Here is a 26315-nt window from a genome sequence, read left to right on the forward strand (position 1 = left end):
GGACGAGCCTACCGGGGTCGCGATCCGCCACCCACAAGGGCGTCGATGATCTCGGTCCACTGCTGCGGCTGCTGATCCCCCGAGAGTTCCTCGGCGACGCGGTGGGACGCTGCCTTGCCTTCGACGACGACCTCGGGCGTCAGCGCGTCGAGCGCCGCCACCAGGCTGTCCTCGCTGAAATCTTCGGTGACGATGCCCAGCCCGTGTCGCCGGGTCAGCGCCACCATCTCGGCGGACGGCCCGATGATCACAGCCAGTCGGGCCTGCACGAAGTCGAAGAACTTGTTGGGCAGCGCGAGCTCGCTGTTGACCGTGGTCGGCGGAAGCACGAACACGCCCACGTCGCTCTTGTTCAGTGTCGGCACGAGGTCGGCGCGCGGCACGGGCGGATGCAGCGTCACGCGCTCGCCAGCGTCGGCGGCCAACTGCACGAGCTCGGCGTGGAAGACCTCGTCGTTGGGCACGAGGTAGAGGTCGAGGTGCACCGGCGTCTGCGTGCGCGTCACGGCACGGATGAGCTGACGCAGTCCACGTCCGGTCTGCGCGTTGCCGCTGTGCACGAGCCGGATCGGGTCGCTCACGGGTGTCGGGGCGAGCGGGAGCGACGGCGCCGAGTTGGTGATCACCGTCGGCGCGAGCCCCCAGGAGCTGTAGCGCTCGGCGATCAGCGGCGACACCGTCGAAGACGAGGTCGCCTGCCGCGCCGCCGAACGCAGCAGCCAGTCCAGATAGCGCTGCTGACGCTGCGCCTCCACGCTTCCGTCATCGAAGACGACGCCGGGGAAGAACTCGTGGAGGTCGATGTGCAGAGGCGCGGGACCGACAGCCTTCATCGCCGCGTACGCGGCGTCCGCGTTGCTTGCGATGACCGCATCGAAGCGACGCCCCTTGAGCGCCCCACGGAGCTGACGCACGAACGGGATGCGATCGAAGGTCCAGCCGAAGAACTCACGCTCTCGAGCAATCGCGTCGATCTGCTGCATGATTCGCCCCGTGCGGTACGAACCGTTCGGATCAAGTTCGATGTGCGTGACCGCCGGATGGGGCGCTGGCCCGAAAGAGCAGGTGGTCACGTCGTACCGCCCGGCGGCCGCCTCGACCTGCTTGATGGCGCGAGGATCCTTCGAGATGTCTGTGAACGAGACGATGAGAAGACTCGCTGTCATGCGCGCACCCCTTGCCTCTCGATGATCTGATCGACCGCGCGCTTCCACACGCCGACCTGCGATTCGGAGGAGAGCGCTGGGGCGGCAGCATCCGCCGCTCGCTTGGCGCGATCGATGTCGGCGATCGTCAGCGTGTCGAGTGCCGCACGGATGCTGGCCTCAGAGAAGTCCGCCGTCACCACGCCCAGTTCGTACTCGGAGACGATGCGCGCCATCTCGAGCGAGGGGCCCACGATCACCGCAAGACGCGCCTGAATGAAGTCGAAGAACTTGTTCGGCAGCGCCAGAGAGTTGTTCTCGCTGGTGGGCGGGAGGACATGAATCCCGACGTCATAGCCGTTGAGCGTCTCCACGAGCTCGGACTGGGCGACCGGGTCGAGCACACGGATCCGCTCCCCCAGCTTCTCCGCGAGCTCTACGACGGCCGCCAGCTCCACCTCGTTGTGCTTCATGAGATAGAGATCGAGTGTGACATCGGTGGTCGTCTGCGCGACCGCCGTCATGATCTCTCCGAGCCCGCGGTCGCGGAAGGGATTCCCACTGTGCACGATCCGGATCGGAGACCCCGTCTCGCGCACCGGCAGATCGCGCAGGTGCGTCGCGTTGGTCACCACCCCGGGGGTGAGTCCGTACTCGCCGTAGCGGCGGGCGATCTCTGCTCCGACGGTCGTGGAGGATGCAGCCTTCGCACAGTGCTCTCGCACGAGCCACGTCCAGTACCGACGCTGCCGCTCGCCGAGGAGATTGTCCGGCTGCGGCAGACCGGGGAAGAACTCGTGCAGATCAGCGTGCACCCGTGCAGCGCCGACCAGGTCGTTGGCGATGCCGACGGCATCGGCATCGTTCGCGATCGCCGCGTCGAACGGCCGCCCGTGCAGCTTTTCGCGCACCTGCTGGACGATCGGAGTCTGCCGATAGGACCAGCCGAACCATTCCCGCGCGCGCGCCAGGTCATCGATCGCGTTGCCCATGCGTCCGCGTGGACGCGCCCAGTGCACGTCCAGCTCCACATGCTCGACATCCGGATGCGGACGGGGCCCCGGCGAACAGGTGGTGACCGCGTACTCCTCCGCGAAGAGACGTACCTGCTTCATCACGCGCGGGTCGATGCTGATGTCGAAGAACGACAGGATCAGAAGTCTCGGGCGTTGTCTGGGGTGTGGCATGCAGCGCTCTCCTTCGCGTCGCCCCATCTTCGCACGAGCGCCTGTCGGGGCTGAGAGCGCGTCAGTCGGCGAATCGACGTGCGGCATCCTCGAACACGCGGGCGGGCACCCCGCGCAGGACGCTGTACGGGGGCGCGACGGTGTGCTCTGTCACAACCGCGCCGGCCGCGATGACACTGTGATCGCCGATGTCGGCGCCCATCAGGACGACGGCGTTGGCGCCGATGTGCACGTTGCGTCCGATGCGCGTCGACGTGCGCTGGATGTCGCGCGCTCGGTCGCTCACGCAGCGCTCGACGGTGGAGTGCGTGTAGATCTGGGCGCCGGCGGAGATATCGCAGCCGTGTCCGATCACCAGCCCCCCGCTGCCGTCGATGACGGTGAAGGCGCCGATCCACACGTCATCGCCGATCTCGGGCGTCCCGACGATCCACGCGTGCGGATTGAAACGGTTTGCGGGGAGCCCGTGCCATTCGGGCGAGCGTGTTTCATCCTGCGCAGTCGTGTCGCTCATCCGGCCTCCCTGTATGAACTCCTATGCTACGTTGTGCCTCGCCCGACCGATCGTCAGCGGCCATTTCCCTGGGAGTCTTCGTCCATGTCTGTGCGTTCCAAATCCATTCTCATCACCGGCGGCGCCGGCTTCATCGGCAGCCACCTCGTGGATCGCCTGATCAAGGACGAGCCACGCAGGATCACCGTCGTGGATAACTTCTTCCTCGGCAACGACGACAACCTCGCCCAGGCGCGTGCAGCCCGACCCGACATCGAGGTTGTCCGCCTCGACGCCGCGGATCTCGCCGCCATGCAGGATGTCGTGATCGCGAACGAGGTCGACACCGTCTTCGACATGGCCGTGATCCCTCTGCCGACCTCGCTCACATTTCCGGCGTGGACGGTGCAGACCAACGTCGGCATCGCCACGACGTTCTGCGAGATCACCCGCCGCGGACTGATCGAGCGCCTCGTGCACGTCTCGAGCTCGGAGGCCTACGGCTCCGCCCGCTACATCCCCATGGACGAGGGCCACCCGCACGACGCGATCACGCCGTACGCCGCAAGCAAGTCGGCGGCTGACCACATCATCGAGTCTTACGTGCAGACGTTCGGCATCGATGCGACGGTCATCCGTCCCTTCAACAACATCGGCCCGCGTCAGAACCCCGGCTCCTACGCAGGCATCGTGCCGATCATCGTGCGCCGCGTGCTGGCCGGCGAACCCATCGAGATCTACGGCGACGGCGAGCAGACTCGCGACCTCATCTTCGTCAAGGACAGCGCGGACCTCATCGCGCAGGTCCACGACTCAGAGGCATGTCGCGGCAAGGTCCTGAACGTCGCGACCGGCGTCGAGACCTCCGTCAACGACCTCGTCGCGCGTGTCCTGCATCTCATGGACCGCCCCGACCACCCGGTGTTCCACAGCGAAGGCCGCCCGGGTGACGTGCGCCGCCACCTCGCCGACGTCTCGCAGCTCGAATCGCTGCTGGGACACAAGTCGCCGCGGCTCACCGACGCGGCGCTCAGCGAGACCATCGACTGGTACCTGTCGGTCCTCTCGTGAGACTCAACATCCCCCTCACCGGCGACCTTGAGGTCGAAGCCGTCCGGGAGGTCATCGAATCGGGGTACCTGACGCAGGGACCGAAGACCGCGGCGTTCGAAGCGGCGATCCGCGAGTACACCGAAGCTCGTCATGCAGCCGCCGTCAGCTCTGCGACGACCGGCCTGCACCTGGCTCTCGTCGCGCTGGGTGTGCAGCCCGGCGACGAGGTCATCATCCCGGGGTTCAGCTTTCCCGCGACGGCGAACGCCGTCATTCAGCAGGGCGCGATCCCCGTCTTCGTCGACATCGACATCGAGACCTTCAACCTCGATCCCTCCCTCCTGGAGCAGGCGATCACGGAGCGCACCCGGGTGATCATGCCGGTGCACGCCTTCGGGCTCTGCGCCGACATGGATGCGATCAACGACATCGCCGACCGTCATGGTCTGCCCGTGCTCGAAGACGCCGCCTGCGCGCTCGGGGGCACCTATCACGGACGTCACGCAGGAACCCTGGGCACGGCAGGTGTCTACTCGTTCCACCCCCGCAAGATCATCACGACCGCCGAGGGCGGAATGATCACGACCGACAACGACGAACTCGCCGCGCGTATCGGCGTGCTGCGCGCGCACGGGGCAGTCCGTGGCGAGCTGTTCATGGAGTTCGTCGACGCCGGCTTCAACTACCGCCTCAGCGACGTGCACTCCGCGATCGGGCTCGCGCAGATGCAGCGCATCACCGAGATCGTCGACGGTCGCCGCGCCGCCGCGCAGAAGCTCCGCGCCGCGCTGGAGGGCATCGACGGCGTGCGGCTGCCGATCGAGCCGAAGACGATCGCGCACACGTACCAGTCGTTCGTCATCCTCCTCGACGACGACATCGATCGCGACGAGGTGATCCGCCGCATGCGGACCCGCGACATCGAGACGACGCTCGGCACCTACGGCATGCACCTCCAGCCGTACTTCCGCGATCGCTTCGGCATCTCCGACGCACAGCTTCCGCAGACCACGCGGGCGCACCACCAGGCGCTGACGTTGCCGCTGTACCCCCAGCTCGAGGCTTCTGACATGGTCACGATCGCCGATGCGCTCCGCGCGAGCGTGGCAGAGAGTCGCCGCGGATGACCGCGGACGTCACGATCGTCGACTACGGCGTCGGCAACCTGGGATCGCTGCGCAATGCGCTCGCAAAGGTGGGGCGCTCGGCGGAGGTCACGAGCGACCCTGACGCGGTGCGCACCGCACGTCGCCTCATCCTGCCGGGCGTCGGCTCCTTCGATCACGCCGTCGAGCGCCTGTCCGCCAGCGGACTGGGCGCCGCAGTCACCGACGCCGCGCGCGTGCAGGGCACGCCCGTCGCCGGCGTCTGCCTGGGCATGCAGCTCATCATGGACGGCAGCGACGAGGGGCAGCTTCCCGGCCTCGGACTGATCCCCGGGCGCGCGGTTCGCTTCCCCGCCGAGGTCGGTGACTCACGTCTGCTCGTGCCCCACATGGGCTGGACCACCACAGTGGCCGCCAAGCCCTCGCGATTCGCGCCGTCACTCGCCGAAGGCGGACGCTTCTACTTCGTGCATTCCTATGCCGTCGCCCCCGCCCACGATGACGACGTCCTCACATGGAGCGACTACGGCATCCGCTTCGCCTCGTCCGTCGAACGCGACAACGTCATCGGCATCCAGTTCCACCCCGAGAAGAGCCATCGCTACGGCCTCACACTTCTCGGCGAGTTCGCGTCGGCGGAGGTCTGATGCACGTCTATCCCCGCGTCATCCCCGTGCTCCTGCTGGAGGGCGAGCGACTCGTCAAGACCCGTCGCTTCGAGGACGCCCGCTATGTCGGCGATCCGGTCAACGTCATCAGCATCTTCAACGATCTCGAGGTCGATGAGCTGATGATCCTGGACATCGGCGCGGCCCGCAGCCGGACCCCCGCTCCCCTCGCCCTGCTCAACCGCATCGTGACCGAGGCGTTCATCCCGCTGGCGTACGGCGGCGGCGTCGAGACCGTCGCGCAGGCGCAGGAGATCATCGCGGTCGGCGTGGAGAAGATCGTCGTCAACACCGCTGTGCTCACGGCACCCGACGCCGTCCGTGAGATGGTCAGAGCCCTCGGATCGCAGGCCATCGTGGCTTCTGTCGACGTGCGCCGCGACGGCGAAGGCTATGTCGTCTACACCGCGGGCGGAGCGGACGCCGCAGAACTCACGCTGGACGAATGGGTCGCACACGCCACCGCGCTCGGTGTGGGTGAGATCCTCGTGACGAACATCGATCAGGAGGGCACCCGCGACGGCATCGATCTCGATGCCGTGCGCATCGTTTCCGCGGCGGCCGAAGTTCCCGTGATCGCACACGGCGGTGCGGGAGCGCGTACCGACCTCGTGGCGCCCATCGAAAGCGCCGGCGCCTCCGCCGTCGCTGCGGGTTCCGCATTCGTGATGCAGTCCGGTCGGGAGAGCGTCCTGATCAACTACCCCACGCGCCCGCAGATCGACGACCTCTTCGGGCATCTGTTCGACGGACGCGGCGAGATCCGCACGGCTGTGACGGTCGAACGAGATGCCGACCTGCAGGCGGCAGAGGAGTTCCTGCGGTCAGGGCGTGTCTGCGCACGCTGTCTGATCACCGATGACGTCCCGGGCGCCGCCTTCGATCAGGATGGTGTCTGCTACTACTGCCATCTGCACGATTCGCTCGACAAGCAGTACCCGATCGGCCCCGAGAGCGAGGCTGCACTCGACCGTTTCGTGGCGGAGCTCAAGGAGGCGGGACGCGGCCGGAAGTACGACTGCATCATGGGCGTGAGCGGCGGCACCGACTCGTCGTACCTCGCCCATCTGCTCGTGTCGAAGGGCGTGCGGCCTCTCGCCGTGCACTTCGACAACACGTGGAACTCCCCCACGGCGACGTCCAACATCTTCGCCGTCCTCGACAAGCTCGGTGTCGACCTCGAGACCTACGTCGTCGACAACGCCGAGTACGACGACATCTATCACTCCTTCATGCTCGCGGGCGTGAAGGACATCGAGGCCCCGACCGACATCGGCTTCATGGGCGTGCTCTACCGCGCCGCCGAGAAGCACGGCATCCGACACATCGTCGAGGGACACTCGTTCCGCACCGAGGGCGTCTCTCCCATGGGCTGGCTCTACATGGACGGCGGGTACATCAAGGGCGTGCATGAGCGTTTCGGGCGCCTGCCGATGAAGACCTACCCGAACCTCGATTTCAAGAACTTCGTCAAGTGGTCGGCGTTCAGCCGGATTCAGCGCACACGCCCGCTGTACTGGATCGACTACAACAAGGAGGCTGCGAAGCGCTTCCTCGCGGACGAGTTCGGATGGCAGTGGTACGGCGGCCACCACCTGGAGAATCGCTTCACGGCGTTCTATCACACCTACTTCCTGCCGACACGGTTCGGCATCAACTTCCGCCAGATCGAACTGTCCGCTCTCGTGCGATCGGGGCAGATGGATCGCACCGTCGCCGCCGCGCAGTTCATCGAGCCGCGACATGGCGATCCCGAACTCATCGCGATGGTGAAGAAGCGCCTGGGCTTCGACGACGCCGGGTTCGAGCACGTCATGACGATGCCGAAGAAGGAATACACCGACTACCCGACCTACAAGCGCCGATTCGAGCTCCTCCGCCCCTTCTTCTGGCTGATGTGGAAACTCGACCGCGTGCCGAAGAGCTTCTACGTGAAGTTCTGCACTCCTCGGAAGAAGTAGATGAGCGACGCGTCGACGGTGGTCTTCCAGCGGCAGAAGCTCATTCTGCGCCTCTGCTTCTGGCTGTTCCGCCCCTTCGCCTGGCTGACTCCGCGGCTCGACTGGGTGGTCGGGCCTGAGGACATCGCGCTCATGACGACCCACATCGCCGGAGCGCTCCCGCGCAGCTATACGGCGCTGCACACCAGGAACGTGTTCTATCAGGTGCCCTACGATGCGGTCATCGAATCCGATTCAACGGCCCTCGGCGGCCGCTGGGCGGTGTGGCGACGGCTCTACGGCGGAGCGTTCCTCCTTGCCTGGCTGGCAGCGCGCTCGCGCGGATTCATCTACGTCGGCGGACTCGGATTCCTGCAGAGCCACCATGACGAGCGCGAGTTCGAGTTCGCCTTCCTCCGCGCGCACGGAAAGCGCGTCGTCTGCTACTTCACCGGCAATGACATCCGCTCACCGCGCCTTTCGCTGGAGCGCGCGGCGATGACGGGCAAGCCCAACATCGGATCGATCCTGACGACAATCGACCCGGTCTTCGCAACGCCCGAGTACGACGCAGCCCGCAGACGTCGCGCCGAAGTCGCTGAGCGTCATGCCGAGGCGATCTTCACCGCACGCGTCGACCAGATCGGCTACCTCGACGGGCCCACCCACCCTTTCCTGTACTTCTACCCCGATGAGCAGTTCGTCGATGAGACGACGAAGTTCGATGCTCCGGAGCGGATCGTCGTCGTGCATGCGCCGTCGAACCCGTTGCTGAAGGGGACGGACGCCGTCCGCGAAGCGATGGCGCGGATCACCGTCGAGCACCCGACGGTCGAGTACCGCGAGCTGATCGGCGTCCCTCACGAGCAGGTGCTCGCTGCTCTCGACAGCGCGCACATCGCCCTCAACGAGTTCTATGCCTCGGTTCCCGGAGTCTTCGGGGTCGAGGCCATGGCGCGCCAGTGCGTGCTCGTCACAAGCGCCGACGTCGCAGATGAGCCGGACCTCGGCGAGGACGCTCGAGGCGCGTGGGTCGTGGCCGGCGTCGATACCCTCTACACGGCGATCTCCGGGGTCCTCGCCGACCAGTCGGGCATGCGTGCCCAGGCGCAGCGCGGGGCGGAGTGGGCGCGACGACACGCCTCCGAGACAGCGAGCCGTCGCATCATCGCAGACGTCCTCGGGTGATTCAGTAGTTCTCCGCAGGACTGTGTTCGAACCACCAGATCGGATGCGTGAGCACATGCAGGAGGGGTTCGCGCCCCACCCAGACGCGGAAGTGCCCTTCCCGCCATGACCCGCTGCTGTCGCTGAGGTACTTCATCGACGGCGCCATGAACCGGTCTTGGTACGCGTGGTACTCGACATCCTCCCAGCGCGCGAGAAGCCGATCGGCAAAGGGGATTCCGCCCATGCGCGCCGGTTCATGGATGCTGAAACCGCTGATGCCCCGTCCCACAGCCGCCTCGAAGATCGCGCGCTGGCGATCGGTCCAGGAGTTCTCATCCCCGCCGAGCAGCCGACCGAATCCCCCTTCCAGGTGCAACTGCACCTCGTGCCCGAGATCCTCGATCTCGCGGATCATCATGAGCGAGGGAAGGCTGAGCAGGTTGTATCCGCGCGCATGCGCTCGAAGGAAGAAGGATGAGGTGCAGCCGGCGTCGGCATCGGCGCGCGCCACGCGCATCGCCTGCTCCAGAATCCGGACTTGCTGGGTTCGCTCACCGCGACCATTCGCATACTCCCGAGGTACGAGGACGACCCTCCCCCGGCCGTCTACTCCCCGCCAGGATATCGACACTCCGCAGATAGGCTGGGAGGATGCCGCTCTCGATCACGTGCACGGTTCGCACATGGTGAATCGCAACCGACTGCCGCGCTGGGTCAACGCGCTGATCGACGCGATCGCCGATGCCCCGATGAGCCCGATCGGCCGGCTCGCCGCGCGGCGGATGGGCACACCGGCTCCCGCGGGGACCATCCCGGCGATCACTTTCCCAGAGCGACCGATCCGCGTGCTCATCGCACCCGTCAACTACTCCGGACAGGCGCGGGCGTGGGCGCAGGCGCTCGAAGCCTCCTCCCCCGAGATCTCCGCACGCAACACCGCCATGGATGTGCCGGGCGGGTTCTCCTTCGATGCCGATCTGATCGTGCCCGTTGCGACGTTCCACAACGACGCCGACTGGCAGCGTCGGCAGTTCGATGCGGCCGCGCACGCCACCCATGTTCTGATCGAGGCGGCGGAGCCGCCGTTCGGCCGAATGCTCGGGCGATCGGTCGAGGCGCAGGTGGAAGCCCTGCGCGCGCGAGGGGTCGACATCGCCTATCTCGCGCATGGCACCGAGATCCGCATGCCCTCGCGCGATCTCCGGGACAATCCCTGGTCGCACTATGCCGATCCCGAGATCTACGCTCCCCGCGATGAGACGCTCGCCCGGCGCAACATCGCGCTGCTCCGTCGCAGCGGGCGTCCGCTCTTCGTCTCCACGCCCGACCTGCTGCTCGACCTCCCCGAAGCACACTGGTGCCCGGTCGTCGTCGATCTGTCGCGATGGGAACCCGCTGCGCCGCGGACGGAGCGCCCCGCCGGCGCTCCGCTTCGTGTCGCCCATGCTCCTTCCGTGTCGACCATCAAGGGCACCCATCTGATCCTGCCGACGCTCCGGGCACTGGAGGCGGAGGGGACGATCGAGCTTCAGCTCATCACCGGCGTCCCCTCGGCGCAGATGCCCGCCAAGTTCGCCGAAGCCGACGTCGTCATCGATCAGATGCGCATCGGCTCATACGGCGTCGCGGCTGCGGAGGCGATGGCCGCCGGATGTGTCGTCGTGGGTCACATCGCCCCTCGGGTTCGGGAGATCGTGGAGGATGCCACGGGCTCGCCCCCACCGATCGTGGAGGCGACTGTCGATACGATCGAACAGGTGCTGCGCGAGCTCGCCGCCGGCGATCTCCGCACGCTCCGCACCCGAAGCCGGGAGTTCGTGACGCAGGTGCACGACGGCACACGCTCGGCTGCGACGCTTCGCACACACTGGATCGACGCCGGCGCTCGGCCGGACACAGAAGGAACCTCCGATGCATCCCCTCGCTGAACGCGCCTGGCACCTCGTCCCGAAGCGCCTGCAGGACGCCATCGCCAGTGGCGTCGACAGGGCGAAGGGCGTCGTGCCCCCCGCCCCTCCCCTTCCCGACATGACGGCCCCCATCCGGCTCCTGATCGGGCCGGTGAACTATGCAGGCCAGGGCTACCGCTGGGCACGCGCCGCCGAATCCAGCGGCCGCGTCTCCGCGCGCAACTATGTGCACCTCGGCAACAACCCGTTCGGCTACGACGCCGATCACCTGGTCACCTGGCGCCAGTCCGAGCACTCCCGGGCCTGGCAGAACGCCATGCTCGCCAGCATTCGCGAGAACTACACCCACGTTCTCATCGAGGCATGCTTCCCGATCCTCGGTGGGATGTTCCGCGGCGACGTGCGCCGACAGGTCGCGCTGATTCAGGAGGCCGGCGTCAAGGTGGCTGTGGTGGGTCACGGCACGGACGTCCGTCTGCCATCGACGCATCTGCGTCTCACCGCGCACTCGCACTTCGGAGAGGGCGCCGAAGACTGGGCCCCCGTCGACATGATCGAGGCCACCGTCGCCGAGAACCTGGCGCTGATCCGCGACCTCGACGTGCCCGTGTTCGTGTCGACGGCCGGACTCCTGGCCGATCTTCCCGGCGCGCATCTGCTGGGCGTCGTGATCGACCCTGACGTCTGGCGTGCCTCCGCCCCCGCGCTGGAGCGCACCCGTCCCAAGATCGTGCACGCCCCGACCCAGATGCACGTCAAGGGCACCTACTTCCTGCGGCCCATCCTGCGCAGGCTGCACGACGAGGGACTCATCGAATACGTCGAGCTCGAGGGCGTCCAGCACGCCGATATGCCCGGGGTCTTCGCGGACGCCGATGTCATCGTCGATCAGTTCCGGATCGGCGACTACGGCGTGGGTGCGTGCGAGGCGATGGCCTCTTCGCGCCTGGTCCTCACGTACCTCCACGAGGATGTGCGCGCCGAGGTCGAGCGTCAGGCGGGCATGCCGATCCCGATCCCTGCGGTGACGCTCGACACCGTGGAGGACGTGCTGCGAGACATCGTCGCGCGCCGCGAGCACTATCGAGCGATGGCGGACCAGGGACCGGAATTCGTCCACCGTCTGCACGACGGGCGCTTCTCGCGCGACGTGCTGTTGAGAGAGTTCCTGGAAGGCTGACGTGCGCGTAACGATCGTCTCGCGGATCTACCGCCCCGAGCCCTCCGCGGCATCGCTGTATCTCGGCGCCGTGGCTGATGAGCTTCTCGCGGAGGGGCACGAGGTCGACGTGCTGACCGCGGCTCCGCCCAAGGGCTCACCGCCGGTGACCTCGGGTGAGCGAGTGCGCACCTTCCCTGTGCTGCGCGATGCCAAGGGCTACGTGCGTGGCTATCTGCCGTACATGAGCTTCGACATTCCCCTGGCGTTCCGCCTGCTGTTCAGCCGACGTCCCGATGTCGTGTTCATGGAGCCGCCCCCCACCACGGGTGTCGTGGTTCGCGTGGTGTGTGCGCTCCGGCGCATCCCCTACGTCTACGACGCGGCCGACATCTGGTCGGATGCCTCGCAGCTCGAGCCCGTCTCGCCCCTGGTCATCCGCGTCCTGAGGGCCTTCGAGAAGTTCGGACTGCGCGGAGCCGCCCACATCGTCACGGTGTCGCAGGGCGTCGTCGACCGCCTGCGCGCACTCGGCGTCACCAACCCGGTGACCGTCACGGGATTCGGCGCAGATACCTCGGAGTTCCCCTTCGCAGAGCCGGCCGACGAGAAGCTCTTCGTCTATGCCGGCAGCTACTCGTCCTTCCACGGTGCCGACGTCCTCGTCGACGCCTTCGCGCAGTTCCTTCGCACCCACCCGGGATACACGTTGCGATTCATCGGCAACGGCGCCGAGCAGCCTCGTGTTCAGGAGCGCGCAGCCGCGCTCGGAATCACAGATCGGATCGAGTATCTCGAGCCGATTCCGCCGACCGCGCTCGGTCCGCATCTCGGGGCGGCCGTGGCCAGTCTCGCGACCATCAAGCCGCACACGATCTACGAATACGCCTATGCGTCGAAGGTCTTCTCCTCGCTCTCGGCGGGGTGCCCGGTGCTCTTCGCCGGCCCCGGTCCCACCAACGACCTGCTGCACAGCGCGAACGAGAGCGTCCGTGCGGGTGAGGTCAGCGTCTACGGTCCCGCCGAGATCGCCGACGCGATGCGACGTCTGGCAGACGCCCCCGCGACCCGTGACGAACGTCTCGCATTGAGCACGTTCACCGCGCGCACTCATTCCATGGCCGCTGTCGCGCGTCGCGTCGCCGCCATCCTCCACGACACGGCTCGGCGAGGCTGACATGGGACGCCTTGCAGCCCGGACGACCGAGTGGCTCATGCGACGGCGCGCATCGCTGCCCGCATGGATGAACGACGCCATGGCGTCGGTCGCACGCAACCCCGATGGCGTCCTCGGGCGCCTGGCGGGGCGCCTGCTGCGTACCGCGGATCCGACGCCGACCACGGTCCCGGATGCGCAGATCCGGCTGTACATCGCCCCGACGAACTACTCCGGACAGGGCTATGCCTGGGCGCGAGCCGTCGAACGCGCCGATCCCGAGATCAGCGCCCGCAACGTCGAGGTCGTGCTCCCGGGGAGCTTCGGATTCGCCGCCGACACTCACGTGGCGATCGCCACAGTCAACTCGTCGACGGAGTGGGCCGCAGCGGAGTGGGCGGCAGCCTCGCAGTTCACGCACGTCCTGGTCGAGGCCGAGCGCTCGATGTTCGGACGGCAGTTCGGGCGCGACCTGCGACGAGAGATCGCCGCTCTGGAGGCATCCGGGGTGTCCGTCGCCTACATCAGCCACGGTACGGACATCCGCGACCCCGCAGCGCATGCCCAGCGCACCCCCTGGTCGCCGTATCCAGAGGATCCCCGCACCGACGTGCTGCACGCCGACGCCGTCGAGAACCTCGCGCTGATGAGCACGCTGCGGCGACCGACGTTCGTGTCGACGCCGGACCTCATCGACGATGTGCCCTGGGCTGTGTGGTGCCCGGTCGTGATCGCCCCCGAGGCCTTCCGTGCCGAGACGACGCCGTTCTCCGGCGGCCCCGTGCGCATCGTCCACGTGTCGAGCTCGCCCGTTCAGAAGGGCTCGCATCTGATCGAGCCGGCACTCGCGCCTCTGATCGAATCCGGGGCCGTGGAGTATCGGCTTGTCACGGGCGCCCCTGCCGCCGAGATGCCGGCGATCTTCGCCTCAGCCGACATCGTCATCGATCAGTTCCGCATCGGCTCATACGGTGTGGCGGCGTGCGAAGCCATGGCCGCCGGACGGGTGGTCATCGGACACGTGCTGCCCTCTGTCCGCGACCGCGTCGAAGACACGTATGGCATCCCGCTGCCGATCGTCGAGGCCACCCCCGACACACTGCGCAGCGTCATCTCGTCGATCGTCGATGACCCCACCTCGGCCCGAGCTTCGGCGGCTGCCGGTCCCGAGTTCGTTTCCCGCGTGCACGATGGAACCGCCAGCGGTCGCGCACTCATCGAGGAGTGGATCCGCGCGTCAGCCTGAGACGGAGGCTTCCTGTTTGACGGCGACCCGCGCGTGATCGCGACGGTCCTTCCAACGGCGCATGCGCTTCTCTGCCGGCCTCTCGACAAAGCTGTGCAGCGCCCACGCAGCGACCAGGTCGACGGCCAGGAGACCGGCGAACCAGAGCAGGTTCCACCACGAGGGCTCCTGGTAGCCGAAGATGCGCAGCGCGAGATAGATGAACGTCGCGTGCACCAGGTAGAACGCGAACGACCATTCACCGAGTTTGACCTGCGTTGCGGACTCGAAGCGCGATGGTCGCTTGCCGCGCAGTGAAGCACTCGCGAGTGCGATGATCGCGAGGCCGCAGGCGATCGTGAACAGCTCGTTCGAGAAAGCAGGGATGTAGGTGAACAGCGAACCGGCGGGTGCGCGCGTGCAGAGCAGCACGACCGCGATCACTGCGCCCATCGAACCGATTCCGACGAAGGGATGGATACGCGGCCGCCAGCCCGAGCGCATCGCCCAGGCCAGTCCCATGCCCAGGATGAACTCGGGCACGCGCATCACCGGGAGCGGCACGAGTGCCAGCGCCGACTCCGGCCAGACGATGACACCTGCACGGTAGGCGAATGCGGCTGCCACAGCACCGACCGCCAGGATGAGCGCCCCGCGCTTGGCGAGCGGAATGAGGACCTTGGAGATCCACGGGTGCAGTGCGTAGAAGAGCGCTTCGCAGGTCAGCGTCCATGCCGCGGGGTTGCCCGAGTAGAGAATCGCGGGATTCGCCCACCAGGCCTGGATCAGCACGACCGACAGCAGGATGATGCCGAGATCGAAAGGCTTGAGGAAGCTGCCTTCAGGGACCGCCGCGAGCGTGTAGAACACGGGAATCGCCAGCACCAGCGCCACCATGTGAGCAGGCCAGATGCGCGCGAACCGCCGCCAGTAGAAGGTCGAGGTCGGCACGTTGGGTCTGGCTGACCAGGTCAGCACGAATCCTGAGAGCACGAAGAAGAAGGTGACGCCGAAGTAGCCGTAGTCGAAGACCTGCGTGATCGGGCCCGGCAGCGGCGCGAAGACGCGCATGTGGAACAGAAAAACGACGAATGCCGCCCACCAGCGGAGGCCGGTCAGGGCGTCGAGACGCGGTGTCGCGCGCGCGAGGGTGGCAGAGGTGTGCAGTGTGGATTCCCAACGTGGATGGCGGTGGCGCCTGCCATTCTACGCGTTCGCTATAGTTCGCTACTGTGCGCGCATTCGATGCTGATGTGATCATCCCCATCCACACCGACTCGCGCCCGCTGGAGCGCACCGTCTCCTCGGTCCTGGACCACACGATCGCGCCGTCGTCGATGCCGTGCGGAGCTCAGCTCCCGCCCCCGACGCCATCCATGCCCTGCTCTCACGCCGCTGGCAGCCCTCGGCACGAACGCTGTTGCCGAGGAACCCGATGAGGGCGCTGCACTCCCAGGGCCCCCTGCGCACTCTGCTCGGAACAGCGGTGTGAACCCTGGGACAACCATCCCCACTCCGGGAGCGCACGGCTCACTCCGATAGGATCAGCGGGCTATGTCTGAGCCTCAAGTCGACGTCACGATCGCCGTACACTCCGCCACCCGTCCGATCGCCCGCGCGGTCGCATCGATCGTGGATCACACGCGTGCCGAGGTGCGTGTCAACGTCGTGGCACACAACATCGACCCAGACATCATCCGCACGAACCTCGGCGCGTACGCAGAACATCCGCAGGTCCGTCTGCTGCCGTTCGCCGATGGGATCCCCTCCCCCGCGGGCCCCATGAATCACGGCCTTTCGAAATCCACGGCACCTTTCGTCTGCGTGCTGGGTTCCGATGACGAGTTCGCCCCCGGAGCCCTGGACTCCTGGCTCGCTCTGCAGCGCGAGACAGGTGCCACGACCGTCATCGCGAAGATCCGGATCGGCGAAAGAGGCCACGATCCCTACCCGCCGGTACGTGCCGGTCGCCGTCAGCGTGACCTCGACGCCGTCCGCGACCGCCTGGCCTACCGCAGCGCTCCGCTGGGCCTGGTCGACCGCTCGCGTTTCGGCGATCTCCGCTTCACGGAAGGCTTGCCCTCCGGAGAGGATCTCGCCTACTCCAGTGCCCTCTGGTTCACCGGCAGCGCGATCGCCTATGACCTCTTCGGTCCTCCCTACATCGTGAACGAGGGCGCAGAAGACCGTGTCACGTCGGCTGCGCGCAGCGTGGATGCCGACTTCGCCTTTCTCGATGCGATCGAGTCGACCGAGTGGTTCCCCTCTCTGCGCGCCCGCGCGCGGACCGCGCTCGCGGTCAAGATCCTCCGCGTTCACTTCTTCGATGCCGCCTTGGCCCGATTGAAGAGCCCCGAAGGCCTCGCCGCACATCGTGACGCTCTCGAACGTGTGATCCAGCGGCTCTCCGGCTGGTCACCCCAGGCCGTGTCGCTGCTCTCTCGCGCTGACCGCGATGTCATCGACGAGGTGCTCGCCGATGCCCCCGATCCGGAACGCGTGCTCCACCTCCTCGACACCCGGTGGAACTATCGCAGTCCGGCCGCGTTGCTGACACGCAACCCGTTCCTGGCGCTACATCCGCAGGCTCCGTTCCGCACCCTGTATGCGGGCCTGCGCGCCATGAACGCGGGCTGAGCGAGCGCCTCGAGGACGCCCGCTCCACGCCGGATCGGCGTCAGATGCTCTTCGCGCCGGAAAGGCCTGCGAGCAGCACCTGCTCGGCGAACTCCGGAAGCGATGCCGCGACCTCGGAGAAGGTTCCGGATGCCTTGATCACGCCTTCATCCACGTAGCAGATCCGGTCGTAGTCCTTGATCGTCGACAGGCGGTGCGCGACCGAGATCAACGTGACCTCGCCCTGCAGCTGGCGAATCGACTTGGTGACCTCATCTTCGGTCTTCGTGTCGAGCGAGCTCGTCGCCTCATCCAGCACGAGAACCAGTGGATCGGCGTACAGCGCTCGCGCGATGCCGAGACGCTGCTGCTGACCGCCGGACAGAGACACGCCACGCTCGCCGATGCGCTCGTGGATACCGCCCGCACGGGTGTCGACGAGGGAGCTCAGCTGCGCGCGCTTCAGCGCGTGCATGACGCGCTCCTCGTCGACCTCGTCGGTCCAGGTGAGCGCGACGTTCTGCGCGATGGTCCCGTCGAACAGCGCCACGCGCTGCGGAACATAACCCACGCGTCCGCGCCACTGGCGCAGAACGGATTTGAGCGGGTTCCCATCGATCGTGATGGCCCCCTCCGACGCCTGGCTCAAACCGAGCAGCAGGTCGATGAGCGTCGACTTGCCTGCCCCGGACGGGCCGACGATGCCGAGGGAGCTCCCCAGCGGGATCTCCAGCGACATGCCACGAATGACGTCTTCCTCGGCCTTGGGATAGCGGAAGCGCACGTCCGTGAGTCGCAGTTCGCGCGGGTTCTCCGCAAGCTCTGCGGTGTCGGCGGGCGCCTGCGACACTCTCATGTCCTCTTCCGCCGCGGTGAGGTCGCCGATCACGTCACGTGCCGAGGGAATCGTCGCCACGGCCTGGACGATACCGCCCTGGATGCCGTTGATGGCGGGAATGAGTCGGAAGCCCGTCGCCGCGAACAACGCCACGGAGGAGAGCGCGCCGGCGAGGCCACCCTGCACGAAGGCGACACCGCCGATGAGGATGACACCACCGATGAGAGCGGATTCGAAGACGAAACCGGGAACGACACCCAGGAAGGAGCCGTTCGCACGCGCGCGCACCGACTTGTGCCGGTTCGTCGTCACGAGCTCGGAGACCTCACTGAGCCGGTTGCGCAGGCTGAGCTCCTTGAGAGCCTCGATCATCTCTGTCATCAGGATCGCCACGCGGTAGCTGTAGGTGAGATTCACCTGCGCAGCCTCGAGGGCACGCTTGGTGACGATGAAGTGCACGATGACGGCGATGAGGGTGAGGTAGACGAGCGCGATGATCGATGTCATCGGGTCGGCGACGAAGAGCACCACGATGATGAGCACGAACGTGAAGATCGAGCTCGGCACGCGCATGAGAGGCAGAATGAAGCCCGCCATGGTGTTGGCGATACCGCCGTCGGCGATACGGGTGATCTCGGCGACCGAGCGCTTCGAGCGCTCTTCCCAGCTCGAGTTGATGTACGCCTTGAACATGCGGTCACCGATCTCGAGCTCGTACTTGGCGAAGCGCCGGGTAGCGAACCAGTGGACGACGATGGTGAGCGCCGACTTGAGGATGATGAGCACACAGGCGCCGAGGGCGACGAGGGCGATGTCCTCCTGCTTGACCGTGCCGATGATCGGCAGGGTGAGCGAGCCGCCGGACAGTGCCGGAGCGATCAGCAGGGCGAGCAGCGACATCGCGATCACATCGAGTGCGGTGATCAGCGTCGTCACGATCATGTAGCCGACGAAGTACCGCTGCGCGCCCTTAGGCAGCAACGGCAAAAGGCCACGAAGAATAGGCCAGATGCCCTTCATATGGGTTTGTCCTCTATCTAGAACGCGATCGAGCGGCCGGTGCCAGCCGACTCCAGCGCGCCCTCGACGACGGTGAGGGTGCGCAGGCCCTGCTCCATCGTCACGACGTCGCTGGGCTTGCCGAGAACGGCGTCGCGGAAGGCCTCGTGCTCGACACGCAGCGGCTCACGCTTCGCGAAGGAATAGCGCGTGATGTCACCCTCGGAGACACCGCGGAACGTGGAGATCGACTCCCACTCCAGCGGAATGGTGCCATTGGCGTAGAAAGTCAGGTCTCCGGTGGAGGTGTCTGCGATGAAGGTGCCGCGGTCGCCCGTCACGACGGTGAGACGCTCCTTCATCGGAGAAAGCCAGTTCACGAGGTGGTTGACGATCACGCCGTTCGCAAGACGACCGGTCACGGTGATCATGTCTTCGTACTCGCGGCCGCTCTTGTGTGCGGTCTGTGCGAAGACGGTGGTGTACTCGCTCTGCGCGACCCAGCTCGTCAGGTCGATGTCATGAGACGCGAGGTCCTTCGCGACACCGACGTCGGCGATGCGTGCGGGGAATGTGCTCTGGCGGCGCGTGGCGATCTGATAGACCTCACCCAGCTCGCCCGCTTCGAGGCGGCGACGCATCTCCTGAAGGGCCGGGTTGAACCGCTCCACGTGCCCGACCGCGCCGACCAGCCCGGCAGACGCGAACGCATCCACCATCCGCTGCCCCGCCTCCAGGGTGTGCGCGATCGGCTTCTCCACCAGCGTGTGCACACCGGCCGCCGCCAGCTTCAGCGCCGCATCCTCATGGAACCGCGTCGGCACCGCGACAACAGCCATATCGATGCCCGCACCGATCAGCGACTCGATATCCGGAAGAACACCCAGATCCCCACCGACACCATGCGGGTCGCCACCGGGATCCGCGATCGCGACCAGCTCAACGCCCTCGACCTCACGGATCACGCGGGCATGATGACGACCCATCATGCCCACGCCCAGCAGACCGACCCGCAGTGACGTCATCAGGCGCCAGCCCCCGCGACCGCATTCACGGCAGCGACGATCCGCTCCAGGTCATCCTGGCTCAGGGACGGGTGAACGGGCAGCGAGACGACCTCGCTAGCCGCGCGCTCCGTCTCCGGCAGCTCGAGTCCCGGCGCGTAGGGCGCCAGCGAGGGCAGGCGGTGGTTCGGGATCGGGTAGTAGACGCCCGCGCCCACGTTGTGCTCCTGCTTGAGAGCCGCGACGAAGCCATCGCGGTCGTCCTGCACTCGCACCGTGTACTGGTGATACACGTGCACCGCACCGTCGAGCACCGGAGGCACGATGACCCCCTGCAGGTGTGCGTCGAGGAATGCCGCGTTCGCCTGGCGCTGCGCCGTCCACGCGTCGACCTTCGTCAGCTGCACCCGACCGATGGCCGCGTGGATGTCCGTCATGCGGGTGTTGAAGCCGATGACCTCATTCTCGTACTGACGCTCCATGCCCTGGTTGCGCAGCAGCTTGACGCGACGCGCCAGCTCTGCGGTCGCGGTGGTGACCATGCCGCCCTCGCCGCTGGTCATGTTCTTCGTCGGGTACAGGCTGAACATCGCGAACTCGCCGAAGGAGCCGACCGGACGACCGTCCAGCGACGCGCCGTGCGCCTGCGCGGCGTCTTCGTACAGTGCGACGCCGTGCTCGGCGGCGATCGCCTCGAGCTCACGCATGCGCGCCGGGTGCCCGTAGAGGTGCACAGGCATGATCGCCTTGGTCTTCGGCGTGATCGCCGCGGCAACGGCCGCCGGATCCAGCGTGAACGTCTCCGGCTCGATGTCGACGAACACCGGAGTGCCACCCGCGAGCGCGACGGAGTTGCCGGTCGCCGCGAAGGTGAACGACGGCACGATGACCTCGTCGCCCTCGCCGACGCCGGCGGCCAGAAGACCGAGGTGCAGACCGGAGGTGCCCGAGTTCACTGCCACCGAGGGACGACCCGGCACGAAGTGCGCCGAGAACTCCTCTTCGAAGGTGGCCACTTCCGGGCCCTGCGCGATCATGCCGCTGCGCATCACACGGTCAACCGCCGCGCGCTCTTCGTCACCAATGATCGGCTTCGCCGGGGGAATGAACTCGCTCACATCGACTCCTTACTCAAAAGACCATCAGATTCCGAGTACCGATCTCCGGTATTCGGGCACACCCAAGAACCCGCCTCGTCGCCCGCGACCAGCGGAACGCCGGCCTCGCCGACCCACGCGAGGCGTCGCGCGGGAACACCGGCGACGAGCGCGTACGGCGGAACATCCTTCACCACGACGGCTCCGGCCGCGACCGTCGCCCAGGCGCCGATCGTCACGGGAGCGACGCAGGTCGCGCGCGCACCGATGGCGGCGCCGCGCTCGATCGTGACTCCCACGGGCTCCCAGTCGTGGGCGCTCTTCTGCGAGCCATCAGCGTTGATCGCTCGGGGATACGTGTCATTGGTCAGGACGACCGCCGGACCGATGAAGACACCGTCGCCGAGGATGGCCGGCTCGTAGACGAGGGCGTAGTTCTGTACCTTGCAGTTATCGCCCATCACGACGCCGGTGCCGATGTAGGCACCACGGCCGACGATGCAGTTCTCGCCCAGCCGGGCCTGCTCACGCACCTGCGCCAGATGCCAGATGGAACTGCCCGACCCGATGACAGCATCAGGGGACACGTCGGCGGAATCAACGATTCGCACGCCAGACGATGAGGTCATGCGGGTCTCTCCTCGCACTGAGAAATGGGATTCGAGGATTCATCTTATCTGTTCGCTCCTGAATCCCTGCGAAGATAGGGGGGTGATTACCCCTGCTACCCCCGATACTCGCACGTGGGTCGTCGTCCCCCTGTACAACGAGGCATCCGTCATCACCGACGTGATCCACGGGTTGCTCCCGTCATTCCCCAACGTCGTGTGCATCGATGACGGCTCTACTGATGGCTCCGCTGCGGCAGCACGCGCCGCGGGAGCACATCTGGTCGAGCACCCCATCAACCTCGGTCAGGGCGCCGCACTGCAGACGGGGATCGAATACGCGCTCTCTGATCCTGCCTGTGAATTCATCGTGACTTTCGACGCCGACGGTCAGCACCGTGTCGTCGATGCCACCGGAATGGTCGCCACCGCCCGCGACGAGGATGTCGCGATCGTTTTCGGCTCGCGCTTTCTCGACGACCGTACGAAGCCGGGGTGGATCAAGCGAGTCATCCTCAAGACGGCCGTCTGGGTCACCAATCTCACGACCAGCGTCAAGCTCACCGATGCCCACAACGGTCTCCGCGTCATCCGTCGCGACGCCGCCGAGCGCATCCACCTCAAGCAGGACCGCATGGCGCACGCGACCGAGATCGTCCTTCAGCTCGGCGACACCGGCCTGCCCTGGACCGAGTACCCCGTCGAGCTGCTCTATACCGACTATTCCAAGGCGAAGGGGCAGTCTGTGCTCAACTCCGTGAACATCCTCGTCGACCTGATCGTCCGGTGACCGGCATGTGGATTCAGATCGTCCTGATCGTCGGCGTTGTCGCCATCGGCGCCGTGTTCATGCGCCGCACAGGCGCAGACAGCCACCTGGCGATTCGCCGCATGCTCTACGGCGTTTTCGTGCTCGTCGCGGTGCTGTCGATCCTCTTCCCGCAGTGGCTCACCTGGGTCGCGAACCTCGTGGGCGTCGGACGAGGCACCGATCTCCTGCTCTACGCGCTCGTGCTGATGTTCCTCGTGTTCGTCTACACGCAGTCGCGTCGCAACGCCGCCCAGCAGCGCAGCATCACGCTGCTGGCGCGCAAGCTCGCCCTGCTGCAGGCAGAGCAGGCGGGCACGCAGAGCGCGGATGCTGCCTCCGGCACCCCCTCGGATAAGGCCTAGCCCGCTCCGATCGAGGGACCGCCCGCGTCATTCGCAGGCGGTGATCTCCCAGAGACTCGCATCCCCGCGGCGTTCGACCAGTTCGAATCCCGGCTGTCGTTCGAAGTCGGTCATGCCTGGCATGACGTACTGCCCTGGCCCTGTGCTCCCGGGACCGAAGTCGAGTACATGGGTCGGGGAACCGTAGGCGGCCAGTGCCTCGCAGACGGCAGGGTCTGTGCCGGCGTCGCGCATGTTCAGCGCGAGCTCGTCCCACGCCTGCGACACAGGCGGGGACCACGTGCGCGGAATCACATCTCGTTGTCCGAGCACGTAGGCGAAGCCGATCCCCGTCGAGGGGTTGCCGATCAGCAGCGCATCCTCGGGCACGAGCTCCGGAAGCGCGCGCAGCAAGGTGTACTCGTCGGTGGACAGATAGGTGTCATCCGTCATTGCGTAGCGCGAGTAGCGGTCGGTCTCGGCAGCCACGCGGAGCAGGGAGACGGGAGCGATGGCGACCGTTGCCGCGCCCAGGAGCGCGACGAGTGCGAGAGCACCCCAGGAGAGCCGGTCCTCGGCCGTGGTGCCGCGCAGGCGCGCCGCAGCCGCACGCACCAGCACGGCCAGTCCGAGCGCGGCAAGAGGGATGACCACGAGCGGAACGATCGAGGCGAGCCGGAAGGAGTCTCCGTACCAGGGACCGGTCAGAACGCGCTTGAGAACACGGATGTCGGTCGCGACGCTGAACACGTAGAGGAACGAGACCACTCCCCAGGCCACCGCAAGCCACCGCCATGCCTGTTGCCGCGCCGCCGCGAAGAGCCCCACCACCATGAGGGCCGACAGCGCGAGGGCCGGGGGCACCTGGGAGTGGCTGTTCAGCAGGACGTCGAGTCCGGCACCGACGATGCTGCGGTAGGGCTTCCACAGCACAGGACCGGCCAGATAGGCCAGCACAGCCCAGACCCCCGCGAAGAGCGCCCAGCCTGCGCCAAGTACCCCCACGAGCAGACCGCGACGACGGTGTCCGCTGCGCCACACTGCGATCGCTTCACCACTGAGCCAGAGCAGGAGGAGGAGCCCCCAGACGAGAACCGACGAGGGCTGCGCGAGCAGGATACCCACGACGATCACAAGCGCCGTGATCGTCGCCGTCCACGCCCCGGCACGCGGCGAAGGCGTGTCATCCTCGACACGGAAGTACGGCAGGATTCCCTGGCGTACGGCACGGATCGCGAGCGCGAGAGCCGCAGGCACGAGTGCCAGCGACAGCGCGTAAGGATAGAGCACTCCCCACTCGATCATCAGCTGCGGGAACACGAGCAACCCGGCCGAGAGCGCAGCGGCAAGTGCCGTCACCAGCGCGTCGCCTCGGGACAGCTCGCGGGCGAGAAGCGCGATGCCCAACGGCCAGATCAGCGCCACGATCACGAGCGCGACGAGATTCGCGGCTACGGGGATGAGCGACTCCGAGACCGCGACCAGCGAGGCCACGGCGTGCCACGCGGCCGGATAGAACGAGGAGGCACCGAGCATCGAGGTGAGATCGAGCGAGGACGCGGACCCGGTCTCGGCGATCCAGCGCAGTGCGTTGAGGTGGAAGACGGCGTCGTTGGTCTGTGAGATCGCCGTCGGAAGGCCGACATAGGTCATGAGTCTCGCGGCGTTGAGCGCGGCTCCCACGACGAGACCAACGACGAGCAGGAGCAGCGAACGCCCGGGGGACGCGGTCGCGTCCGGTGCGATGCCGTCGCGGGGGCGCATCCTTCCGATCAGCACCCGCAGACCCAGCACAACAGCGGCGACGATCGCGACGCCGAGGCCCGCGCTCACCCCGTTCCAGGCAACGCCGATGAGCGGATACGCGATCGCCAGGACCGCGAGCAGCGCGACAGAGATGCCGGGCGCCGCTGCCGCGAGCACGAGCCCACGCAACCGCAGGCTGAGACCGACGAGCGCACCGGGGACGAACAGGACGGCAACGGCCAGCAGGAAGAGGGGCGCCTGCGCGAGCCAATCGCCGATCATGCGTCGACCAGTGCGATGGCTCCTTCGACGGGGCCGTTGTAGACGACTTCGCCCTTGTCGATCACCACGCCGCGCGTGCAGAGCTGACGCACCATCTCCATGTCGTGACTCACCACGAGCAGAGTCTTCTTCGCGGCGATGAGCTCTTCAAACTTGAGTCGGCACTTCTCACGGAACGGCGCATCGCCCACAGAGAGGATCTCGTCGACGAGCATGACGTCGAGCTCGACGTGGATCGCGACAGAGAACGCCAGGCGCATGAACATGCCCGACGAGTAGTGCTTGACCTCCTGGTCGATGAACTCCTCGATCTCGCTGAACGCGACGATCTCGTCGTAACGCGCCTCGATCTCTTTGCGCTTCATACCGAGAATCGCGGCGTTGAGGAAGACGTTCTCACGGCCCGAAAGCTCAGGGTGGAAGCCGGCGCCGACCTCGATGAGACCAGCGACACGTCCGCGGGTGAGCACTTCGCCGGCGTCGGGTTCCATGACGCCGGAGATGAGCTTGAGCAGTGTCGACTTGCCCGAGCCGTTGCGGCCCAGGATCGCGACGGACTCCCCCTCGTTGATGACGAGGTCGACGCCTTTGAGCGCGTCGAAGGTCGAACTCGTCTTCCGCCCGCGCACGAGCGAGACCATGGTGTCTTTCAGCGACAGGGCGTGGTTGAGCGTGAACGTCTTGCGGACGTCGTCGATGATGATGCTGGGGCGAAGGCCGCCGACGGGCGGCTCGATTGCGGTGCTCATAGGTCCTGGGCAAACCTTCCCTCAAGGCGGCGGAACACCATCTGGCCGATCAGCAGCGTGCCGACCGCGATCAGGAACGTCCACAGGGTGTTCCAGGCGAGTTCAGGCGGCAGATCCATCATCGCAAGGCCGTCGTACCCCGGTGCAGAGACGAGCCCCTCGGTCGCGGGACGCCACATCGCATAGTGGAAGAGCTCGACCCCCTGCGTGATGGGATTCAGCATGTAGAGATCCACGAGCCAACCGGGCCAATGCAGCTTGTCGACGATGGCCATCTGCACGGCCGTCCAGGAGTACAGCACCGGCGAAGCCCACGTCGCGAGCAGCAGCAGCAGCTCGACGATGTTCTCCGCGTCGCGGAAACGGACGTTGATCGCGCCGAAGAAGATGCCGGTTCCCAGTGAGAACAGCATCACGATCACGATGCCGGCGAGGAGCGCGAGGATGCCGAGGATCGTCATGTGCTGGAACCAGCCGAGCAGGATGCACACGATGAACAGCAGCGCGAGCTGAGGCAGGAAGTGCACGAAGGAGACGATGACCGCCGACACCGCGAAGAGCTGTCGCGGCAGGAAGACCTTGCGGACGAGCGGTGCGTTGTTGACGATCGAGATCGTGGCGTTCTTGAATCCCTCGGAGAAGAGGTTGATCACGACGATCCCCGAGAACAGATACACGGCGTAGTTCGGGATGCCGCGGTCGAGGTTCATGAAGATCCCGAGGACGACCCAGAACACCAGGAACTGGGCGGCCGGGCGCACATACGACCAGGTCCATCCCAGAACGGAGTTGCGGTAGCGGGTCGTGACGCCCGTGCGCACCAGCAGGTGCAGCAGGTAGCGCCACCGAATGACGTCGCTCAGACCACGGCTGCGGCCGGGGGTCTCGAAATCAGAACGGGGCACGTTCTCGAAGTAGTTCGTGGTGCTGCTCACTGGCTCTCTCACACGGTCAATCTGCGCGTCCCGGGATGGACGCGCAGATCATTGCCGTCATTCTATGGGTGCGGGCT

General features: G+C 66.6%; 24 protein-coding genes. 12 read left to right on the top strand and 12 right to left on the bottom strand.

The features are described from left to right. Positions 1–8: 8 nt before the first annotated feature. The 3 genes from JOD62_RS02495 to JOD62_RS02505 form a co-directional block, all read right to left on the bottom strand. Complete coding sequence (locus JOD62_RS02495; protein ID WP_204937750.1) at positions 9–1166, bottom strand: glycosyltransferase; 1158 nt, start codon at positions 1164–1166, stop codon at positions 9–11. Next, the gene (locus tag JOD62_RS02500) at positions 1163–2332 is read right to left on the bottom strand and encodes a glycosyltransferase family protein (protein ID WP_204937751.1); all 1170 of its coding nucleotides are present in this window, start codon (positions 2330–2332) and stop codon (positions 1163–1165) included. The genes JOD62_RS02495 and JOD62_RS02500 overlap by 4 nt, the downstream gene beginning before the upstream one ends. A gap of 61 nt (positions 2333–2393) precedes the next feature. After that, the gene (locus JOD62_RS02505; RefSeq protein WP_204937752.1) at positions 2394–2846 is read right to left on the bottom strand and encodes an acyltransferase; all 453 of its coding nucleotides are present in this window, start codon (positions 2844–2846) and stop codon (positions 2394–2396) included. A gap of 84 nt (positions 2847–2930) precedes the next feature. On the opposite strand from JOD62_RS02505, the gene JOD62_RS02510 reads away from it, so the two are divergent. The 5 genes from JOD62_RS02510 to JOD62_RS02530 are packed head-to-tail and all read left to right on the top strand — an operon-like array spanning position 2931 to position 8780. After that, positions 2931–3896 carry a dTDP-glucose 4,6-dehydratase gene (locus tag JOD62_RS02510; protein WP_204937753.1) on the top strand — a complete coding sequence of 322 codons (966 nt, stop codon included), beginning with the start codon at positions 2931–2933 and terminating at the stop codon, positions 3894–3896. Continuing rightward, positions 3893–5005, top strand: coding sequence for a DegT/DnrJ/EryC1/StrS family aminotransferase (locus tag JOD62_RS02515; RefSeq protein WP_204937754.1), 1113 nt, complete (start codon positions 3893–3895; stop codon positions 5003–5005). Before JOD62_RS02510 ends, JOD62_RS02515 begins: the two co-directional genes overlap by 4 nt. After that, positions 5002–5631 (top strand): imidazole glycerol phosphate synthase subunit HisH, encoded by a 630-nt coding sequence (hisH, locus tag JOD62_RS02520; protein WP_204937755.1) that lies wholly within the window; start codon positions 5002–5004, stop codon positions 5629–5631. The genes JOD62_RS02515 and hisH overlap by 4 nt, the downstream gene beginning before the upstream one ends. Then, entirely contained in the window at positions 5631–7613 is a 1983-nt protein-coding gene (locus tag JOD62_RS02525; RefSeq protein ID WP_204937756.1) for an N-acetyl sugar amidotransferase, read from the top strand. The genes hisH and JOD62_RS02525 overlap by 1 nt, the downstream gene beginning before the upstream one ends. Then, complete coding sequence (locus tag JOD62_RS02530) at positions 7614–8780, top strand: glycosyltransferase family protein (RefSeq protein WP_204937757.1); 1167 nt, start codon at positions 7614–7616, stop codon at positions 8778–8780. 1 nt (position 8781) lies between these two features. Here the strand turns inward: JOD62_RS02530 and JOD62_RS02535 are convergent, their stop codons facing one another. Next, complete coding sequence (locus tag JOD62_RS02535; RefSeq protein ID WP_204937758.1) at positions 8782–9273, bottom strand: GCN5 family acetyltransferase; 492 nt, start codon at positions 9271–9273, stop codon at positions 8782–8784. A gap of 172 nt (positions 9274–9445) precedes the next feature. Between JOD62_RS02535 and JOD62_RS02540 the strand changes: the two genes are divergently transcribed. The 4 genes from JOD62_RS02540 to JOD62_RS02555 are packed head-to-tail and all read left to right on the top strand — an operon-like array spanning position 9446 to position 14233. Then, entirely contained in the window at positions 9446–10690 is a 1245-nt protein-coding gene (locus JOD62_RS02540) for a hypothetical protein (RefSeq protein ID WP_204937759.1), read from the top strand. Next, positions 10674–11852: a glycosyltransferase gene (locus JOD62_RS02545; protein WP_204937760.1), complete on the top strand. Its 1179-nt coding sequence runs from the start codon at positions 10674–10676 to the stop codon at positions 11850–11852. Before JOD62_RS02540 ends, JOD62_RS02545 begins: the two co-directional genes overlap by 17 nt. Before the next feature lies 1 nt (position 11853). After that, positions 11854–13008, top strand: a complete 1155-nt coding sequence (locus tag JOD62_RS02550; RefSeq protein ID WP_204937761.1) for a glycosyltransferase family 4 protein — start codon at positions 11854–11856, stop codon at positions 13006–13008. A 1-nt stretch (position 13009) separates the two neighbouring features. Further along, positions 13010–14233: a glycosyltransferase gene (locus JOD62_RS02555; RefSeq protein WP_204937762.1), complete on the top strand. Its 1224-nt coding sequence runs from the start codon at positions 13010–13012 to the stop codon at positions 14231–14233. Here the strand turns inward: JOD62_RS02555 and JOD62_RS02560 are convergent. After that, positions 14225–15283, bottom strand: a complete 1059-nt coding sequence (locus JOD62_RS02560; protein WP_239526521.1) for an acyltransferase family protein — start codon at positions 15281–15283, stop codon at positions 14225–14227. The genes JOD62_RS02555 and JOD62_RS02560 overlap by 9 nt on opposite strands. A gap of 483 nt (positions 15284–15766) precedes the next feature. Here JOD62_RS02560 and JOD62_RS02565 point away from each other — a divergent pair, with 483 nt between their 5' ends. Continuing rightward, positions 15767–16849, top strand: coding sequence for a glycosyltransferase (locus JOD62_RS02565; protein WP_204937763.1), 1083 nt, complete (start codon positions 15767–15769; stop codon positions 16847–16849). A 40-nt stretch (positions 16850–16889) separates the two neighbouring features. On the opposite strand, the gene JOD62_RS02570 is transcribed toward JOD62_RS02565, so the two are convergent. From JOD62_RS02570 to JOD62_RS02585, 4 genes are read right to left on the bottom strand one after another with little or no spacing between them, the layout of a single operon-like run. Continuing rightward, positions 16890–18686, bottom strand: coding sequence for an ABC transporter ATP-binding protein (locus tag JOD62_RS02570; RefSeq protein ID WP_204937764.1), 1797 nt, complete (start codon positions 18684–18686; stop codon positions 16890–16892). 17 nt (positions 18687–18703) lie between these two features. Further along, complete coding sequence (locus JOD62_RS02575) at positions 18704–19690, bottom strand: Gfo/Idh/MocA family protein (RefSeq protein ID WP_204937765.1); 987 nt, start codon at positions 19688–19690, stop codon at positions 18704–18706. After that, positions 19690–20787 carry a DegT/DnrJ/EryC1/StrS family aminotransferase gene (locus JOD62_RS02580; protein ID WP_204937766.1) on the bottom strand — a complete coding sequence of 366 codons (1098 nt, stop codon included), beginning with the start codon at positions 20785–20787 and terminating at the stop codon, positions 19690–19692. Before JOD62_RS02580 ends, JOD62_RS02575 begins: the two co-directional genes overlap by 1 nt. Then, on the bottom strand, positions 20784–21395 hold the full coding sequence (locus JOD62_RS02585; protein ID WP_204937767.1) for an acyltransferase: 612 nt from the start codon (positions 21393–21395) through the stop codon (positions 20784–20786). Before JOD62_RS02585 ends, JOD62_RS02580 begins: the two co-directional genes overlap by 4 nt. A gap of 82 nt (positions 21396–21477) precedes the next feature. On the opposite strand from JOD62_RS02585, the gene JOD62_RS02590 reads away from it, so the two are divergent. Next, a complete protein-coding gene (locus tag JOD62_RS02590; RefSeq protein WP_271171595.1) occupies positions 21478–22164 on the top strand; it encodes a glycosyltransferase family 2 protein in 687 nt (228 codons plus the stop codon). Positions 22165–22169: 5 nt separating this feature from the next. Further along, entirely contained in the window at positions 22170–22547 is a 378-nt protein-coding gene (locus tag JOD62_RS02595; RefSeq protein WP_204937769.1) for a DUF2304 domain-containing protein, read from the top strand. Positions 22548–22574: 27 nt separating this feature from the next. Here the strand turns inward: JOD62_RS02595 and JOD62_RS02600 are convergent, their stop codons facing one another. From JOD62_RS02600 to JOD62_RS02610, 3 genes are read right to left on the bottom strand one after another with little or no spacing between them, the layout of a single operon-like run. Next, on the bottom strand, positions 22575–24554 hold the full coding sequence (locus tag JOD62_RS02600; protein ID WP_204937770.1) for a DUF6541 family protein: 1980 nt from the start codon (positions 24552–24554) through the stop codon (positions 22575–22577). Then, positions 24551–25303, bottom strand: coding sequence for an ABC transporter ATP-binding protein (locus JOD62_RS02605; RefSeq protein WP_204937771.1), 753 nt, complete (start codon positions 25301–25303; stop codon positions 24551–24553). Before JOD62_RS02605 ends, JOD62_RS02600 begins: the two co-directional genes overlap by 4 nt. Further along, positions 25300–26238: an ABC transporter permease gene (locus tag JOD62_RS02610; RefSeq protein ID WP_271171596.1), complete on the bottom strand. Its 939-nt coding sequence runs from the start codon at positions 26236–26238 to the stop codon at positions 25300–25302. The genes JOD62_RS02605 and JOD62_RS02610 overlap by 4 nt, the downstream gene beginning before the upstream one ends. Positions 26239–26315 lie beyond the last annotated feature (77 nt).

Origin of the sequence: Microbacterium keratanolyticum (assembly GCF_016907255.1) — a bacterium.
Lineage (GTDB): Bacteria > Actinomycetota > Actinomycetes > Actinomycetales > Microbacteriaceae > Microbacterium > Microbacterium keratanolyticum.